This window comes from Streptomyces pactum (assembly GCF_002005225.1).
Classification (GTDB): Bacteria; Actinomycetota; Actinomycetes; order Streptomycetales; family Streptomycetaceae; genus Streptomyces; species Streptomyces pactum_A.
Map to the genome: position 1 here is coordinate 7,137,963 of NZ_CP019724.1, position 15,868 is coordinate 7,153,830.

Annotated in this window: 19 protein-coding genes; 10 read left to right on the top strand and 9 right to left on the bottom strand. The window is 72.8% G+C overall.

Annotated features, from left to right (window positions below; genetic code table 11):
* Positions 1-61: 61 nt before the first annotated feature.
* Positions 62-184: a hypothetical protein gene (locus B1H29_RS39905; protein ID WP_267891985.1), complete on the bottom strand. Its 123-nt coding sequence runs from the start codon at positions 182-184 to the stop codon at positions 62-64.
* On the opposite strand from B1H29_RS39905, the gene B1H29_RS30820 reads away from it, so the two are divergent.
* Together B1H29_RS30820 and B1H29_RS30825 are read left to right on the top strand one after the other, a co-directional pair.
* Positions 185-1,189 (top strand): EamA family transporter, encoded by a 1,005-nt coding sequence (locus B1H29_RS30820; protein ID WP_055420823.1) that lies wholly within the window; start codon positions 185-187, stop codon positions 1,187-1,189.
* Between the two features lie 185 nt (positions 1,190-1,374).
* Complete coding sequence (locus B1H29_RS30825; protein ID WP_055420822.1) at positions 1,375-2,316, top strand: DMT family transporter; 942 nt, start codon at positions 1,375-1,377, stop codon at positions 2,314-2,316.
* A 58-nt stretch (positions 2,317-2,374) separates the two neighbouring features.
* On the opposite strand, the gene B1H29_RS30830 is transcribed toward B1H29_RS30825, so the two are convergent.
* Positions 2,375-3,016 carry an FMN-binding negative transcriptional regulator gene (locus B1H29_RS30830; RefSeq protein ID WP_055420821.1) on the bottom strand — a complete coding sequence of 214 codons (642 nt, stop codon included), beginning with the start codon at positions 3,014-3,016 and terminating at the stop codon, positions 2,375-2,377.
* Positions 3,016-3,708: a pyridoxamine 5'-phosphate oxidase family protein gene (locus B1H29_RS30835; protein WP_055420820.1), complete on the bottom strand. Its 693-nt coding sequence runs from the start codon at positions 3,706-3,708 to the stop codon at positions 3,016-3,018. The genes B1H29_RS30830 and B1H29_RS30835 overlap by 1 nt, the downstream gene beginning before the upstream one ends.
* Positions 3,709-3,743: 35 nt before the next feature.
* Between B1H29_RS30835 and B1H29_RS30840 the strand changes: the two genes are divergently transcribed.
* A complete protein-coding gene (locus B1H29_RS30840; protein WP_055420819.1) occupies positions 3,744-5,081 on the top strand; it encodes an aminotransferase class I/II-fold pyridoxal phosphate-dependent enzyme in 1,338 nt (445 codons plus the stop codon).
* A gap of 13 nt (positions 5,082-5,094) precedes the next feature.
* Here the strand turns inward: B1H29_RS30840 and B1H29_RS30845 are convergent, their stop codons facing one another.
* A complete protein-coding gene (locus tag B1H29_RS30845) occupies positions 5,095-6,066 on the bottom strand; it encodes a DMT family transporter (RefSeq protein WP_055420818.1) in 972 nt (323 codons plus the stop codon).
* A 74-nt stretch (positions 6,067-6,140) separates the two neighbouring features.
* Between B1H29_RS30845 and B1H29_RS30850 the strand changes: the two genes are divergently transcribed.
* Positions 6,141-7,043 carry a LysR family transcriptional regulator gene (locus B1H29_RS30850; RefSeq protein ID WP_055420817.1) on the top strand — a complete coding sequence of 301 codons (903 nt, stop codon included), beginning with the start codon at positions 6,141-6,143 and terminating at the stop codon, positions 7,041-7,043.
* Between the two features lie 15 nt (positions 7,044-7,058).
* On the opposite strand, the gene B1H29_RS30855 is transcribed toward B1H29_RS30850, so the two are convergent.
* The 4 genes from B1H29_RS30855 to B1H29_RS30865 all read right to left on the bottom strand — a co-directional run bounded on the left by B1H29_RS30855 (position 7,059) and on the right by B1H29_RS30865 (position 9,453).
* Complete coding sequence (locus tag B1H29_RS30855; RefSeq protein ID WP_055420816.1) at positions 7,059-7,526, bottom strand: pyridoxamine 5'-phosphate oxidase family protein; 468 nt, start codon at positions 7,524-7,526, stop codon at positions 7,059-7,061.
* On the bottom strand, positions 7,523-8,020 hold the full coding sequence (locus B1H29_RS30860) for a Rieske (2Fe-2S) protein (protein WP_055420815.1): 498 nt from the start codon (positions 8,018-8,020) through the stop codon (positions 7,523-7,525). The genes B1H29_RS30855 and B1H29_RS30860 overlap by 4 nt, the downstream gene beginning before the upstream one ends.
* 234 nt (positions 8,021-8,254) lie before the next feature.
* Complete coding sequence (locus tag B1H29_RS39910; protein WP_348273495.1) at positions 8,255-8,923, bottom strand: DUF6098 family protein; 669 nt, start codon at positions 8,921-8,923, stop codon at positions 8,255-8,257.
* On the bottom strand, positions 8,884-9,453 hold the full coding sequence (locus B1H29_RS30865; RefSeq protein WP_055420814.1) for a hypothetical protein: 570 nt from the start codon (positions 9,451-9,453) through the stop codon (positions 8,884-8,886). The genes B1H29_RS39910 and B1H29_RS30865 overlap by 40 nt, the downstream gene beginning before the upstream one ends.
* A 305-nt stretch (positions 9,454-9,758) precedes the next feature.
* On the opposite strand from B1H29_RS30865, the gene B1H29_RS30870 reads away from it, so the two are divergent.
* Positions 9,759-10,514: a HipA family kinase gene (locus B1H29_RS30870; RefSeq protein WP_055420813.1), complete on the top strand. Its 756-nt coding sequence runs from the start codon at positions 9,759-9,761 to the stop codon at positions 10,512-10,514.
* Positions 10,511-10,894 carry a DUF3037 domain-containing protein gene (locus B1H29_RS30875; RefSeq protein WP_055420812.1) on the top strand — a complete coding sequence of 128 codons (384 nt, stop codon included), beginning with the start codon at positions 10,511-10,513 and terminating at the stop codon, positions 10,892-10,894. Before B1H29_RS30870 ends, B1H29_RS30875 begins: the two co-directional genes overlap by 4 nt.
* A gap of 21 nt (positions 10,895-10,915) precedes the next feature.
* Here B1H29_RS30875 and B1H29_RS38245 read toward each other — a convergent pair whose 3' ends face one another.
* Entirely contained in the window at positions 10,916-11,392 is a 477-nt protein-coding gene (locus B1H29_RS38245) for a hypothetical protein (RefSeq protein ID WP_055420811.1), read from the bottom strand.
* A gap of 271 nt (positions 11,393-11,663) precedes the next feature.
* Between B1H29_RS38245 and fabG the strand changes: the two genes are divergently transcribed.
* The 4 genes from fabG to ung all read left to right on the top strand — a co-directional run bounded on the left by fabG (position 11,664) and on the right by ung (position 15,788).
* Entirely contained in the window at positions 11,664-12,425 is a 762-nt protein-coding gene (gene fabG / locus B1H29_RS30885) for a 3-oxoacyl-ACP reductase FabG (protein WP_055420810.1), read from the top strand.
* Between the two features lie 27 nt (positions 12,426-12,452).
* Positions 12,453-13,214: an SDR family oxidoreductase gene (locus tag B1H29_RS30890; RefSeq protein ID WP_055420809.1), complete on the top strand. Its 762-nt coding sequence runs from the start codon at positions 12,453-12,455 to the stop codon at positions 13,212-13,214.
* 210 nt (positions 13,215-13,424) lie between these two features.
* Complete coding sequence (locus B1H29_RS30895; protein ID WP_055420808.1) at positions 13,425-15,011, top strand: ABC transporter substrate-binding protein; 1,587 nt, start codon at positions 13,425-13,427, stop codon at positions 15,009-15,011.
* Between the two features lie 93 nt (positions 15,012-15,104).
* A complete protein-coding gene (gene ung / locus B1H29_RS30900; RefSeq protein ID WP_055420807.1) occupies positions 15,105-15,788 on the top strand; it encodes a uracil-DNA glycosylase in 684 nt (227 codons plus the stop codon).
* Positions 15,789-15,868 lie beyond the last annotated feature (80 nt).

Below are 15,868 nucleotides of genomic sequence, written 5' to 3' on the forward strand. Positions count from 1 at the left end.
GCGGCCGCGACAGCGGCTGAGACGGTGGCCGTGCGGTGGCCCCTCAGCGGCTCGACGGCTTTCAGCGGCTCATCGCCGGCTTGTCCTCGGGGCGGTCACCCGCTCTTCCCGGGGTCGTGGCCGACGTCCAGTCGGTGAGACAGGTGTCATGGAGGGTGACGGTCATGTCGTCCCCTGTCATCATGTGCCGGTGCATACGTCTGACAGTGCTCGCGGCCGGCGGGGCAGGGGCGCCGGGATCGGCCTGGCGCTCGCGTCCGCGGTCGCCTTCGGAGGGTCCGGGGTCGCGGCCAAGCCGCTGATCGAGGCGGGACTCGACCCGCTCCACGTGGTCTGGCTGCGCGTGGCCGGCGCCGCCCTCGTCATGCTGCCGCTCGCCGTGCGCCACCGCGCGCTGCTGCGCCGCCGGCCCGGGCTGCTCGCCGGCTTCGGACTGCTGGCCGTGGCCGGTGTCCAGGCCTGCTACTTCGCCGCGATCTCCCGCATCCCCGTCGGTGTCGCGCTGCTCGTCGAGTACCTGGCGCCCGCGCTGGTCCTCGGCTGGGTGCGGTTCGTGCAGCGGCGGCCGGTGACGCGGGCCGCGGCGCTCGGCGTGGTCCTCGCGGTCGGCGGACTGGCCTGCGTCGTGGAGGTCTGGTCGGGACTGGGCTTCGACGCCCTCGGACTGCTCCTCGCGCTCGGCGCCGCCTGCTGCCAGGTCGGCTACTTCGTCCTGTCCGACCAGGGCAGCGACGCCGGCGACGAGGCGCCCGACCCGCTCGGCGTCATCGCCTACGGCCTGCTCGTCGGGGCCGCCGTGCTCACCGTCGTCGCCCGCCCCTGGTCGATGGACTGGTCCGTCCTCACCCACAGCGTCCCCATGGACGGCACACCCGTCGCCGCCGCCCTGCTGCTGGCCTGGATCGTGCTCATCGCCACGGTCCTCGCCTATGTCACCGGCATCGTGGCCGTGCGCCGCCTCTCGCCGCAGGTCGCCGGCGTGGTGGCGTGTCTCGAAGCGGTCATCGCGACCGTCCTGGCCTGGGTGCTGCTCGGCGAGCATCTGTCCGCCCCGCAGATCATCGGCGGCGTGGTGGTCCTGGTGGGCGCCTTCATCGCCCAGTCGTCGACGCCGGCGAAGGGCTTGCCGGACCCGGTGGCGAGCGGCGGACCGGAAAGGGAGTTGTCCAGCCGGGGAACGGCGACCTAAGGTGCGGATCATGCATTCCGACGCACTCGTCCTCCCGCCTCCGGCCGCCTGAGGCGGGCCTCTGATCAGCCCGGCGCGTTGTCGCCGGGCCGGATGGTGCTGCCCGCAGACGCGGTCCCCGCGCCCCGGTCCTTCCGGGGACGCCTCGAACTTCCGCGCCCTGTGCGCGTCTGCGGAGAGAACTCGTGTCGAATGCCGTCTCAGGCCTGCCCGTCGGGCGTGGCCTCCTCTATCTGATCGTCGCCGGTGTCGCCTGGGGCACCGCTGGTGCCGCCGCCTCGCTGGTCTACCGGGCCAGCGACATGGGGCCCGTCGCCCTGTCGTTCTGGCGCTGCGCGGCCGGGCTCGTCCTGCTGCTCGCCGCCCGTCCGCTGCGCCCGCGCGTGCGCACGGCCGTACGCGAGCCGATCGCCCGCAAGACACTGCGGGCGGTCGTCACCGGACTGGGCCTCGCGGTGTTCCAGACCGCCTACTTCGCCGCGGTGCAGTCCACCGGACTCGCGGTGGCCACCGTCGTCACGCTCGGCGCCGGCCCGGTGCTGATCGCGCTCGGCGCGCGTGTCGCCCTCGGGGAGCACCTGGGCCGGGGCGGGGCCGCCGCCGTGGCCGGGGCGCTCGCCGGGCTCGTGGTGCTCGTTCTGGGCGACGGAAGTACGACGGTGCGTGTGCCCGGCGTGCTGCTGGCGCTGCTGTCCGCGGCCGGGTACTCGCTGATGACCCTGCTGACCCGCTGGTGGGGGCGCGGCGGTGGGACGGACGCCGCCAGTACGTCCGTCGGGGCGTTCGCCGTCACCAGCCTGTGCCTGCTGCCGCTCGCCCTGGCCGAGGGCCTGGTCCCGCACACCGCCGAGCCCGTGCGGCTGCTGTGGCTGCTGGCGTACGTCGCCGCGGTCCCGACCGCCCTCGCCTACGGGCTCTACTTCGCCGGCGCGGCCGTCGTCCGGTCCGCCACCGTCTCCGTGATCATGCTGCTCGAGCCCGTCAGCGCGGCGGCGCTGGCCGTCCTGCTGCTGGGCGAGCACATCACCGCGGCGACCCTGGCGGGGACGCTGCTGATGCTCGGCTCGGTCGCGGGGCTTGCGGTGGCGGAGACACGGGGAACACGGACGCGACCGGCGCCGGCGTGACGGCGGGGGCCTCCCGAAAGGGGGGCCCTTCCCGGCCGCGTCGAGGGGCGTCCTCCGCTCAGCGTCCGCTGCGGCGCACCAGGTGCCCGCGGGCCGCGGCGTCACGGGGACCGCCCCGCCCGGCGAGCCCGGCCGCGATCCGGTCCCGGACCTCCTCGGACCGCTTGCCGGCGTACTTGAATTTCGCCCGCACACCGGTCACCTCCAGCCGCAGCCCGCGGATGCCGGACAGCAGCCTGCCGTACGGTGCCTCGCCCGCCGCGGCCGGTGCGGAGCCGCCCTCCGGCTGGAAGTGGCCGACCTGCCGGTCGAGCAGGCCGGCCTTCTCGGCCTGGTCGTCCACGACACGGGCGTGGCAGCGGAGCTGGACGGCCGCGTAGAAGCTGGTCGGCACGCCGTGCTCGGGCGGGCCGTCCGGGTCGGCCTGCCAGGGGCCGGGGACGTACACGTAGTCGTCGACCACGCTCAGCAGGACGACGGGGTCCGCCTCCAGCGCGGGCCACAGCGGATTGGGCCGCGCGAGGTGCGTGACCACCTCCCCGTACTCGCCCCGCCCGGCGTCGTAGGCGAAGTGCAAGGGCTGGACGTGGGGCGGCTCGCCGGGCGGTCCGTTCACGGCGAGGTGGCCGAAGTCGTGGACGGACAGCCACCGCCGCCACTCGGCGTCGTCCTGCGGCGCGTCCCAGGGATGGACCAGCATCACGGCGCCGAAAGGTAGTCGGGCAGCTCCGTGCCGGCGTCCAGGCCCGGGTCGGCGACCGGGGCGTCGTACCCCTTGCGAAGCGGGACGAGGCCGGCCCAGTGCGGGAGGGCGAGGTCCTCGGGCTCGTCGTTCACGCCGCCGGTGCGCAGCTTGGCGGAGACCTCGTCCAGGTCGAGGCGGATCACGGCGGTGGCGGCCAGTTCCTTCTTGTCGGCCGGCCGGGAGTCGGCGGAGCGGCCGGGGACGACATGGTCGACCAGGGCGTCCAGGGCCGTGCGCTTCTCCTCCGGGTCCGTCACGTCGTACGCGGTGCCGTGCACCACCACCGACCGGTAGTTGATCGAGTGGTGGAAGGCGGAGCGGGCCAGCACCAGCGCGTCCACGTGCGTCACCGTCAGGCACACCGGCAGGCCCGGGTCGGCCGCGCCGGTCATCCGCAGCGGGCGGGAGCCCGTCGACCCGTGCACGTAGAGCCGCTCGCCGATCCGGCCGTAGAGCGTCGGCAGCACCACTGGGGAGCCGTCGCGGACGAAGCCGAGATGGCAGACGTAACCCTCGTCGAGTATCGAGTGCACCAACTCCTTGTCGTAGGAGGCCCGGTCGGGGGAGCGGGTGGGGACGGTGCGGTCGGTGGGCGGGTACGTGGTGGCGGGCTGCGACGGCGGCTGCGTCTGCGTGGTCGCCTGCATGGCGTTCTCCATTGCACTAGTGCATAATTGGCTTTGTGCTAGGAGAGTATCGGATCACAGGGCGGGGCGCAGCGGAGATCTCCGCGAGCGTCGAGCGTGCGGTGGCCTCGGGAGAGCTGGAGCCGGGACAGGCGCTGCCGCCGATGCGGGAGTTGGCGCAGCGGCTCGGGGTGAACCCGAACACCGTGGCCGCCGCCTACCGCACGCTGCGTGAGCGCGGGGTCATCGAGACGGCCGGGCGCCGGGGCAGCCGGGTGCGTTCGAAACCGGCCACCACGGGGCGCGAGTTCATCCGGGTCGAGGTGCCGCAGGGCGTGCGCGACGTGTCCGCCGGCAATCCGGACCCGGCGCTGCTGCCCGTGCTGGGACCGGTGTTCGCCGCGGCGGCCGCACAGGGCGACCGGGAGCCCGTGCTGTACGGGCACGCGCCCGTGGAGCCGGAGCTGGCGCGCCTCGCACGGGCCGAACTCGACGCCGACGGCGTGCCGGACGGGCCCGTGGCCGTCACGTCCGGCTCCCTGGACGCCATGGAACGGGTGCTCGCGACCCACCTCAGGCCGGGCGACGCCGTCGCCGTCGAGGACCCGGGCTGGGGCAGCCTCCTCGATCTCGTCCCCGCCCTCGGCCTGCGCACGGTCGCCGTCGGCGTGGACGACGAGGGGCCGCTGCCCGACGACGTACGCCGGGTCCTCGCGGCAGGCGCCCGCGCCCTGGTCGTCACGGACCGCGCGCAGAACCCGACCGGCGCCGCGGTGAGCGCCACGCGCGCGCGTGCCCTGCGGTCAGTGCTGCGCGCCCACCCGGAGACGCTGCTGATCGAGGACGACCACGGCCACCGCATCGTCGACCTGCCCCTGCACCCCCTCGCCGGTACGACGCACCACTGGGCCTTCGTCCGCTCGGCCGCCAAGGCGTACGGACCCGACCTCCGGCTCGCCGTGCTCACCGGGGACGTCCTCACGCTCGACCGGGTTCGCGGGCGGCAGCGGCTGGGCCCCGGCTGGGTCAGCCGCGTCACCCAGCGGGCCGTGGCCAGGCTGTGGGCCGACGGCTCCGTGGACGCCCACGCGGTGGCGGCCGCGTACGGGCGGCGCCGCGACGTGCTGCTCGGCGCCCTCGCGGAACGCGGGATCGCCGCCCACGGGCGCAGCGGCATGAACGTGTGGATCCCCGTGCCGGACGAGACCGGCGCCGTCGCTCGGCTGCTGCACGCCGGGTGGGCCGTGGCGCCCGGTGCCCGATTCCGCGTGAGCGCCCCGCCCGGCATCCGGATCACCGTCTCTGCGCTGACCGACCAGGACACCGGCCCGCTGGCGGACGCGGTCGCGGCTGCGGTCGGGACGGGGGCGGGGTCGCACCGGAACTACGTCTGACGCGTGGGCCCGCCTACGCCGTGGCCTGCTCGCGCTCCGCTGCCCGACGGGTCGGCTCCGCGGCGGTGTCCCCGGCCGCCCCGGGCCGGGACTGGGTCAGCGCCGCACCCGCGAGGACGATCACCGCGCCGACCGGCGTCGACCAGGTCAGCGACTCGCCGAGCAGCGCGACGCCCGCGGCGGTGGCGATGACCGGGGTGAAGTACGTGACCATCTGGGCCGTCGTGGGGCCGACCTCGGCCACCAGGTCGTACTGGATCAGGAAGGCGAGTCCGGTGCCGAGAGTGCCCAGCGCCGCGACCGCCAGCAGGGGCACGACCGGGAAACCGGTCGGCATCGAGGTGAAGAGCGGCGTCACGACGGCCAGTTGCAGCGTGGCGAGCCCCAACTGGGCGCCGGTCAGCGAGAGGTGCGAGTGGCTGGAGCCGGCCAGTGTGCGGCGGACGTAGATCCAGCCGGCCGGATAGCTGAGCGAGGCCAGCAGGGCCAGCGCCGTGCCCGTGACGTCCAGGCCGTGGAAGCCCTGCCAGACACCCAGCACCGTCAGGACACCGAGGAAGCCGATGCCGAGGCCGGCCACCCGCCGCCGCGTGGGCCGGTCCTCGGAGAGGGCGACCAGTGACAGGGCCATGCCCCACAGGGGTGAGGTCGCGTTGCAGATGCCCGCGAGCGACGACGGGATCGTCAGCTCCGAGAAGGCGAACAGGGAGAACGGGAGTGCGTTGAGCAGGAACCCGGCGACGGCCAGATGCACCCAGGTCCACGCCCCGCGCGGCAGTCGCTCCCGCTTCACCGCCATCGCCACGGCGACCACCGCGGTCCCGAACACCAGCCGCCCCAGCGTGACCTGGAACGGGGCGAAACTCTCCGTCCCCACCTTCATGAAGAGGAAGCTGAAACCCCAGACGAGGGAGAGGAGGCCGAAGCGCAGCCGCCAGTCGAAGGCGCGGCGGACTGCGGGGGAGGACGTGACGCTGCTGCTCATGCAGGCAACGATGAGGCAGCCATCCTCGTAGCACAATCGAGATTTTGCACGGAGTATCTCGTAGCATCTCTTATATGTTGAACCTTGAGCGCCTGCGCACCCTCGACGCCCTGGCCCGGCACGGATCGGTGAGCGGCGCCGCCGCCGGCCTGCACATCACCACGTCGGCCGTCTCCCAGCAGATGGCCAAGCTGGAGCGGGAGGCAGGCCAGCGACTACTGGCCAAGAACGGGCGGGGCGTGCGGCTCACGGACGCCGGCCGACTGCTCGCCGAGCACGCGGCCCGCATCCTCTCCCAGGTCGAACTCGCCCAGGCCGACCTGGAGGCGCAGCGCGGGCAGGTGGCGGGCGAGCTGAGGCTGTCGGCGTTTCCGACGGCCGCCCGCGGACTCTTCCCCGCCGCGCTGGCCGCCCTGCGCGCCGAGCACTGCGCACTGCGCATCCGCTCCTGCGAGCTGGAGCCGGAACGCGGCGTCAACGGCGTGGTGCGCGGCGACCTCGACCTGGCCGTCGTGCTCGACTGGTACAACAAGCCGATGCCGCTGCCCGACGGCCTGGTCAAGGCGCCGCTCCTGGACGACCCCGCCGACGTGGCCCTGCCGGTCGGACACCGGCTCGCGGGCCGGGACGAGGTGGACCTCGCCGAGTTCGCCGAGGACGAGTGGATCACGTGGGGCGAGGGCGAGTTCTGCCACGAGTGGCTGATGTTCACGCTGCGCTCGAAGGGGATCGAGCCGATCATCGGCCACCGCGCCGCCGAGACCCACACCCAGCTCGGCCTGGTGGCCGCGGGGCTCGGCGTGTGCATCGCGCCGCTGCTCGGGCGCCATCCGATGCCCGACGGGGTCGTCACCGCGCCGCTCAGACAGCGGGCGCGCCGGCACGTGTACGTCGTCTGGCGCGCGGACGCCGACCGCCGCCCGTCGATCCGGGCGGCGGTGGAGGCGCTGCGGGCGGCAGCGGGGGAGGTGGGGTAGGCCGGGCTGAGCCGATCACAGTGACGCGAGCTTGCGGAAGTCCCAGGAGACGACCTTCTCGGGCGTGAGCCGCAGCCAGGCGTGCCGGCCGTCGTGCGGCATCTCCTCCAGGCCGAAGTTCTTCCGGGCGAACAGCGTCTCCGGGAGGTCGAGTTCGGCGTACAACTCGCCGGTGCGCGGCGCCTCGCCCACGAACTCCACCCGGCCGGACAGCTCCGCGCCCCGCAGCTCGTCGTACTCCTCGCCGGTGTCCACCACGATCGCCACCCGGGGTTCGCGCCGCAGGTCCGTCCAGCGCCGGCTGCGCACGACCGAGTACAGCCACACCGAGGAGCCGTCCCAGGCGAACCAGAGCGTGCTCACGTGCGGTGCGCCGTCGGCCGAGACCGTGGCGACCCGGCAGGTGCGCTGGGTGGTGAGGAATGCGTCCAGTTCGCCGGGCGTCATCATGATCTTCCGGCCCCGGCGCTGGGGCACCGTCATCCGGCCAACCGGATCGAGTCCCCGTCGACCGTGATCGGCACGGCGGGCAGCGGCTTGGGCGCCGGGCCGCTCCGCACACTGCCGTCGGTGATCGAGAAGTTGCTGTTGTGGCAGGGGCAGTTGATGACGCCGTCGGACACGCCCTTCACGGCGCATCCCTGGTGGGTGCAGGTGGCGGAGAACGCCTTGAACTCGCCCGCCGCGGGCTGGGTGACCACCACCTTCTGGTCGGCGAAGACCTTACCGCCGCCCTCGGGGATGTCTGCGGTCGCCGCCAGCGCGACTCCGGCACCGGCGTTCTCGCCGCCGCCCGAACCGCCGTCGCCCGCCGATTCGGACGTGGGAGCCGAGGGAGCGGCGCCGGTGTCGCTCGACGCGTCGTCGTCCGAGCCTCCGCACGCGGTCAGCGCGGCGGCGAGCCCCGCCGCTCCGGCCGCCGCCACGACGGTACGACGGGCCGGGCCCGCCGCGGGGTGAAACGATGCGCTGGTCATGCTGGGGTTCCCTTCCGGGGTGGATGCGTGATGATCTACCGAGAGGTACGGCCCCGATGCACGTGCTGTTCAGACCGTGCCCCGATGCTGTCGTGCCGACGGTCGGGCGGGCGTAAAACACGGCTGTCGTTTCGCTGTCGGCCGGGCTCCCCGCCACGGTCCGGCCTTCCTCACCCCCGCCGTTGACCTGGGGCATGCTCAAGGCGTCAAGAGGTGTCTTTCGCATCGGGCCGGCTATGGGGAACGGCGCCTTGCGACAGGACCGACCGCGCGACCCCGGCGACATCCGAACGACATCCCCTGGACGTCCCCGTCGCGGTCCGCGGGCTCCCATAGCCATGGCCGCGTGCGGGGATCCTCGAGCCGCGGGAGGCGGCAGTAGTCGTACAGCCGGGCGACCCGGACACGCACCGGTCGCCCTCCCCACCGGGCCTCGACATCCACAGGACGTGCCGACGACCCCGGCGGTCTCACACCGGTCAGGTCGTCTTTGCCGGTCCCGTCCGGCAGGTCCCGTTCCGGGCCGCGGAACCAGCGCACATACAGTCCGCGGCGCCGGCCTCCTCGGCACGCAGGACGCGCGGTGCCGACCTGCGCGGCGGACTGATCACCGACGCCGGCGGTGGCCCGCCCTCGGACGGCAGGACCCTGTGCCCCGGCCCTGAAGGCAGGCCCTGGCGGCCACGCGCCGAACTCGGACCGTGCCGGCAGCCCGGGCAGGCGGTCCTGCGCGGCCTGCCCGGGCTGCCGGCAGCGGCCGAGGAAGCGGACCAGAAGGGCGGTGCGTCGGACGGTCACGGGCGGGCTCGAGGACCGCACGAGGCGGCTGCCCGGGCGGCACGAGGAGCGTGTCCGCGGCCGTGCTAACGGACCAGGGGAGCGACGGAGCGGGCGTGCTCCCACATGCCGCGCAGTTGTTCGATGGGGCGCTGCTGTTCACCGTGGAGGGCGTTGAGCACCACGAGGCCTCCGGTGAGGGCCGGCACGGCCCACTGCACGCAGGCGAGCTGACGCCGCGCCTTTTCCAGGTCGATGGGGTGCCGGGCCGCCTTCTCGGTGTCCTGGGGCTCGGACGAGGAGGCCAGCTCGATCTTCTTGCCGAGAAGGCGGGCGTAGGCGGTGGCGGCGAGGGCCGTCGCGGTGACGACCGTCTTGGCCGTGGTGGAGGCGGCCACACCCTGCTGGGTCGTGACCCGGTGGGCGTTCGCGGCGAGGAGCCCGCCCCCGCCGAACAGGTGCGCACCGATGGCGGCGGCGTTGACCGGCACCCACTTCGCCCAGCCGACCGAAGCGATCCGGGCCTTGGCGGCGACCGTGGACCCCTCGTAGTTCGCCGCCCCGTTGAGACCGACCGCGCCCATCAGGGAGCCGCCGAACCAGGCTGCCAGGCCCACGTCGTGCAGGCTGCGGATAAGGGTGTTGCGTCCGGACATGACTGTGCTCCTCGGAAGGGGGTGGCATGGGGCGAGGGAATCAACGAGCCTGACTCCACCTTCGCCACCCCCTGTCCTTGCCGCCATCACGGCTGGGCCAGACGGGTGTACGACCGGGCGTAGGAATCCAGCGGCAGGGTGGGGGCGGGCACCCCTCGCCGATGATCACCCTCGGTTACTATGCTCTCTTCACGACCGAGGCCGGAGCCGAGGGGGGAACGGCCGTCGAGGGACGGTTCCCGCTCTTGCGCTCCTCCACGGTCGATCTTGCATCATAAGGCTGAAGAGACGGATGGCCGGGGAAAGTGCTGACAGAGGTCACCGTGACTCGTTACATCCTGCCCCTGCGTGAGGGCGGTTCCCTCCCCGGTCTGGTCGAGGCCGACGACCTCGGGACCTACGTCCTGAAGTTCACCGGCGCGGGGCAGGGGCGCAAGACGCTTATCGCCGAGGTGGTCTGCGGCGAACTCGCCCGCCGGCTGGGCTTGCGGGTGCCGCGTCTGGTGACGGTCGACCTCGATCCGGTGCTCGGGCTCGGTGAGCCCGACCAGCAGGTGCAGGACCTGCTCAAGTCGAGCGGCGGCACCAACCTCGGCATGGACTTCCTCTCCGGCGCGCTCGGCTTCGACCCGCTCGCCTTCGAGGTGAGCCCCGAGGAGGCCGGGCGGATCGTGTGGTTCGACGCGCTGGTGAACAACGTCGACCGGTCCTGGCGCAACCCCAACCTGCTGCGGTGGCGGGGCGAGGTGTGGCTCATCGACCACGGCGCGACCATGATCTGGCACCACAACTGGCCCGGCGCCGAGACCTCCGCCGCCCGCCCCTACGACACCTCCGACCACGCCCTCGCGCGCTTCGCGCCGGACATCCGCGCGGCCGCCGCCGCACTCGCGCCCCTGGTCACCGAGGAACTCCTCGCCGAGGTCACCGCCGAGATCCCGGACGCCTGGCTGGTGGACGAACCCGGCTTCGCCGCACCCGACGACCTCCGGCGCGCCTACGCCCGGCCGCTGCTCGCGCGGGCCGCCACGATCCACGACCGCATCCGGGGGCACCGGTGAGCGACCGCCACGTCTTCGAGTACGCGCTGCTGCGCGTCGTACCCCGCCTCGAGCGGGGGGAGTGCGTCAACGCCGGGGTGCTCGTGTACTGCCGGGGCAAGTCCTACGTGGGTGCCCGCACCCACCTCGACGAGAGCAGGCTGCTGGCGCTGGACCCGCAGGTGGATTTGGCCGGCGTGCGTGCGGCGCTCGGTGCCGTGGAAGGCGTGTGCGCCGGCGGGGACGCGGCGGGCCAGGCGGCCGGCGACGATCCCGGCCGGCGTTTCCGCTGGCTGATCGCCCCCCGTTCCACGATCGTCCAGCCGGGCCCCGTCCACACCGGCCTCACGGCCGACCCGGCGGCCGAGACGGAACGGCTCCTCGACCTGCTGGTGCGCTAGCCGCGGTTGCGCGCCCCCGTCTCAGGCGCGTCGGCGGCGCCTGATCGCGTAGCCCGCCGCGAGCGCGGCGCTGGTCACGAAGCCCAGCCCGATGCCGATGTCCCGGCCGCTCGGCCCGGTCCCCGAGGCGCCGCCCAGTCCGCCCTGCGTGCCACGTGTCGGCGCGGCGGAGGTCGCGGGTGCCGGCGTCGAGGTGGCCGGGCCGGGCGTGGTGGTCGCCGGGGCCGGCGCGGTCGTGGCGGGGCGGGGCAGGGAGGTGGCGGAGATCGTGGGGAGCGAGGCCCGACGCGGCAGCGCCTCGCAGGCCCGGCCGTCGTCCGTGCCCTGGTCCTCGTCGAGCCGGTTGGGGTCGCTCGGGTCGCTGTCCAGGACGGCCTGAGCCTCTTCCTGGTGGGTGAAGTTCCGGCAGTCCAGGTCCTGCGCGTGTGCGGGGTCGGCCAGCGGCACGATCGCGGCGATCGCGACGGCTATGCCTGCGGCACCGGTACGACGGCGCATGGACGCCTCCTCTCCGGCCACGAGTGGCTCGCGCTTCGACGCTAGGGCGCCGGTGGCGCGGGGGCCCGCGACGCTGGGCCGATCGGGTGGGCCGGGCACGGGGACGCACCAAGCTGCCCAGGTAATGGATCACACCGGCCCGGTGTCCCGTTGACACCGGGTGCCAGGGCTTCTAGCGTCACGTCTGCGGAAGGTACTAAGCGGTCGCTCACCACCGGGCGCCCCGCGACGCTCCGCATGGGCCGCATCCCCAGGACGAGGAGAAGCAGCAATGTCCACCACTGAGCAGCGGGTCGCCGTAGTCACCGGAGCCGCACGCGGCATCGGTGCCGCCACCGCCGTACGACTGGCCGCCGAAGGCCGCGCCGTCGCCGTCATCGACCTCGACGAGGCGGCCTGCAAGGACACCGTCGAGAAGATCACCGCGGCGGGCGGCAAGGCGATCGCGGTCGGCTGCGACGTCTCCGACGAGGCGCGGGTCGAGGCGGCCGTCGCCCGGATCGCCGAGGAGCTGGGCGCCCCCACCATCCTCGTCAACAACGCGGGCGTGCTGCGCGACAACCTGCTGTTCAAGATGAGCGCCTCCGACTGGGACACCGTGATGAACGTGCACCTGCGCGGCGCCTTCCTGATGTCGAAGGCCTGTCAGAAGCACATGGTGGACGCGGGCTTCGGCCGCATCGTCAACCTGTCCTCCTCCTCGGCGCTCGGCAACCGCGGCCAGGTCAACTACTCCGCCGCCAAGGCCGGCCTGCAGGGCTTCACCAAGACCCTCGCCAAGGAGCTCGGCAAGTTCGGCGTCACCGCCAACTCCGTCGCCCCCGGCTTCATCGCCACCGAGATGACCAAGGCCACCGCCGACCGCGTCGGCATGGGCTTCGACGACTTCAAGGCCGCCGCCGCCACCCAGATCCCGGTCGCGCGCGTCGGCGAGCCCGACGACATCGCCAACGCCATCGCCTTCTTCACCGGCGAGGCCGCCGGCTTCGTCTCCGGCCAGGTGCTGTACGTGGCCGGCGGACCGCTCGACTAGGGAACACGGAGACTGGGGAACACTGACATGACTGCACTGCCCGCACTCTCCGGCAAGGTCGCGCTCGTCACGGGCGCCAGCCGCGGCATCGGCTACGGCGTCGCCGAGGCGCTAGTCGCGCGCGGCGACCGGGTCTGCATCACCGGCCGCAACGAGGACGCCCTGAAGGAGGCCGTCGACAAGCTCGGCGCCGACCGGGTCATCGGCGTCGCCGGCAAGGCGCACGACGAGGCCCACCAGGCCGTCGCCGTCGAGCGCGCGATGGAGGCCTTCGGACGCGTCGACTTCCTGGTCAACAACGCCGGCACCAACCCGGTGTTCGGGCCGATCGCCGACCTCGACCTGAACGTCGCGCGCAAGGTCTTCGAGACCAACGTGATCTCGGCGCTCGGCTTCGCCCAGCGCACCTGGCACGCCTGGCAGAAGGACAACGGCGGCGCGATCGTCAACATCGCCTCCGTCGCGGGCCTGTCGCCCTCGCCCTTCATCGCCGCCTACGGCGTCAGCAAGGCCGCGCTGATCAACCTCACCGCGCAGCTCGCGCACGAGTTCGCGCCCAGGGTGCGGGTCAACGCGATCGCCCCGGCCGTCGTGAAGACCAAGTTCGCCGCCGCCCTGTACGAGGGCCGCGAGGAGGAGGCCGCCGCGGGCTACCCGCTGGGCCGGCTCGGCGTGCCCTCCGACATCGGCGGCGCCGCCGCGTTCCTCACGTCGGAGCAGTCCGACTGGGTCACCGGTCAGACGCTCGTCGTCGACGGCGGCATCTTCCTGAACGCCGGCGTGGCCTGATCCCGCCCACAGCCGACCCTCAAGATCGATCCCGGACACGGGTGCCGTTCGACGAGAACGGCACCCGTGTCCGCGTTTCGAGACCACGGGGGAGATGACAACGTAGTCATCGCCAAATGATCAAAACCCCTGCTCAGAAGGGGGTTCAGGTGGCGTGGCGCTGCGGTATGGTCTGCCGACCCTTGGTACGGCGGATCGAGGAGCGTGCGCGTGTTCAACCGGAACCGAGGCCTGCGGCGGGTGGCGGCCATCGTGTCCATATCGTCTCTGGTCACCGGATGCGGCATCCTGTCGTCCGACAGTTCGAAGGACGAGGGGCCGATCGTGGTGGGGACGACCAGCGCCCCCAGCACGCTGGACCCGGCCGCTTCCTGGGACGGTTCGTGGGAGCTGTTCCGCAACATCTACCAGACGCTGCTCAGCTACCCCAACGGCGCGAGCGCGCCCGAGCCCGACGCCGCCGAGCAGTGCGCGTTCACCGACTCCACGTACCAGGTGTACCGGTGCGAGCTGCGTGCGGGCCTGACCTTCTCCAACGGGGACCGGCTGGACGCCCAGGCCGTCAAGCACTCGATCGACCGGATCAAGGACATCAACGTCAACGGCGGTCCCGCCGGTCTGCTGGGCAGCCTCGAACGGGTCCAGGCGCCGAGCGAGCGCGAGGTGGTCTTCCACCTCAACAAGCCCGACGCCACCTTCCCGTTCGTGCTCGCCACCCCCGCCATGTCGATCGTCGAGCCCGGCGGCTACCCGGCCGACGCCCTGCGCGAGGACGGCGAGGTCGTCGGTTCCGGCCCGTACACGCTCGAGTCGTACGAGGACGGCGAGCGGGCCGAACTCGTGCGCAACGACCGCTACGAGGGCTTCGCCGAGCGCCACAACGACGCGGTCACCGTCCGCTACTTCAAGGACTCGACCGGCATGGTGAAGGCGCTGCGCGACGGGGACATCCACGTCACCTACCGCGGTCTCGCGGCCGACGACATCATCACGCTGCAGGGCCGGACCAGCAAGGACGAGGACCTCCAGCTCGTCGAGGGCAGCGGCACGGAGATCCGCTACCTCGTCTTCAACCCCGAGGACCCGTGGGCGGGCCGGAAGGAGGTGCGCCAGGCCGTCGCCCAGGTGATCGACCGGGCCGCGATCGCCCACAAGGTCTACCAGGACACCGTCGACCCGCTGTACTCGATGGTCCCCAAGGGCCTGACCGGCCACACCACGGGCTTCTTCGACGACTACGGCGACCCCAGCGTCGACAAGGCCCGCGAGATCCTCACCGACGCCGGCATCACCGAGCCCGTGCCGCTCACGCTCTGGTACACCACCGACCGCTACGGCTCCGAGACGGCGCAGGAGTTCAAGGAGGTCAAGCGCCAGCTCGAGGCCTCCGACCTGTTCACGGTCACGCTCAAGAGCCGCCCCTGGAAGACGTACGTCGCGGGCTACCAGAAGGGCGAGTACCCGGTGTTCGGGCGCGGCTGGTCCCCGGACTTCCCGGACGCGGAGAACTTCATCGCGCCCTTCGTCGGCAAGCAGAACGCGCTCGGTACGCCCTATCTCGCACCGGAGATCACCGGCGAGCTGCTGCCGCGCTCGCGCCGGGAGAGCGACCGCGCCAACGTGGAGGAGGAGTTCGAGCGGGCGCAGCAGATCCTCGTGAACGACGCGCGCCTGCTGCCGCTGTGGCAGGGCAAGCAGTATGTGGCCGCCAGCGCGGACATCTCGGGCGCGGAGCGGGCCATGGACCCCTCGACGATCATGATGATGTGGCAGCTCTACCGGAAGACGAGCTGGTAGGCGCGGGTACGCGCGGGCGGGCGCTCCCGCTGTCAGTGGTCGCCGGTAGGTTCTTCAGGACTGGAAGCGACCGCACAGCGTAAGGAAGTTGACGTGACCGACATCGCCATGCTGCCCGAGTCCTGGCGCGAGGTGCTGGGCGGCGAGCTGCAGCAGCCCTACTTCAAGGAGCTGATGGAGTTCGTCGAGGAGGAGCGGGCGAACGGCCCCGTCTATCCGCCGCGCGAGGAGGTCTTCGCCGCGCTGGAGGCCACGCCGTACGACCGGGTGAAGGTGCTGGTCCTCGGGCAGGACCCGTACCACGGCGAGGGGCAGGGCCACGGGCTGTGCTTCTCGGTCCGGCCCGGCGTGAAGGTCCCGCCGTCCCTGCGGAACATCTACAAGGAGATGCACGCGGAGCTGGACACCCCGATCCCGGACAACGGCTGTCTGATGCCGTGGGCGGAGCAGGGCGTCCTGCTGCTGAACGCGGTGCTCACGGTCCGGGCCGGCGAGGCGAACTCGCACAAGGCCCGCGGCTGGGAGCTGTTCACCGACGCGGTGATCCGCGCGGTGGCCGGCCGGACCGACCCGGCGGTGTTCGTGCTGTGGGGCAACTACGCGCAGAAGAAGCTGCCGCTGATCGACGAGACGCGGCACGTCGTGGTCAAGGGCGCGCACCCCTCGCCGCTGTCGGCGAAGAGGTTCTTCGGCTCCCGTCCGTTCACCCAGATCAACGAGGCGGTCGCGAAGCAGGGCCACGAGCCGATCGACTGGACCATCCCCGACCTGGGCTGACCCGGAGGGCGGGCGGGCCGGTCGCCGACCGGCCCGCCCGCGTCACGTGCGCCTGACCGGGAATGCCGGTACGGGCGGTT

Bases quoted from the DNA above. Each gene is read 5' to 3' on its own strand.
- B1H29_RS39905 (WP_267891985.1), bottom strand. From the start codon at position 184: ATGATGACAGGGGACGACATGACCGTCACCCTCCATGACACCTGTCTC.
- B1H29_RS30830 (WP_055420821.1), bottom strand. From the start codon at position 3,016: ATGCTGGTCCATCCCTGGGACGCGCCGCAGGACGACGCCGAGTGGCGG.
- B1H29_RS30835 (WP_055420820.1), bottom strand. From the start codon at position 3,708: ATGCAGGCGACCACGCAGACGCAGCCGCCGTCGCAGCCCGCCACCACG.
- B1H29_RS30845 (WP_055420818.1), bottom strand. From the start codon at position 6,066: ATGAGCAGCAGCGTCACGTCCTCCCCCGCAGTCCGCCGCGCCTTCGAC.
- B1H29_RS30850 (WP_055420817.1), top strand. From the start codon at position 6,141: ATGTTGAACCTTGAGCGCCTGCGCACCCTCGACGCCCTGGCCCGGCAC.
- B1H29_RS30855 (WP_055420816.1), bottom strand. From the start codon at position 7,526: ATGACGGTGCCCCAGCGCCGGGGCCGGAAGATCATGATGACGCCCGGC.
- B1H29_RS30860 (WP_055420815.1), bottom strand. From the start codon at position 8,020: ATGACCAGCGCATCGTTTCACCCCGCGGCGGGCCCGGCCCGTCGTACC.
- B1H29_RS30865 (WP_055420814.1), bottom strand. From the start codon at position 9,453: ATGTCCGGACGCAACACCCTTATCCGCAGCCTGCACGACGTGGGCCTG.
- B1H29_RS38245 (WP_055420811.1), bottom strand. From the start codon at position 11,392: ATGCGCCGTCGTACCGGTGCCGCAGGCATAGCCGTCGCGATCGCCGCG.
- fabG (WP_055420810.1), top strand. From the start codon at position 11,664: ATGTCCACCACTGAGCAGCGGGTCGCCGTAGTCACCGGAGCCGCACGC.
- B1H29_RS30890 (WP_055420809.1), top strand. From the start codon at position 12,453: ATGACTGCACTGCCCGCACTCTCCGGCAAGGTCGCGCTCGTCACGGGC.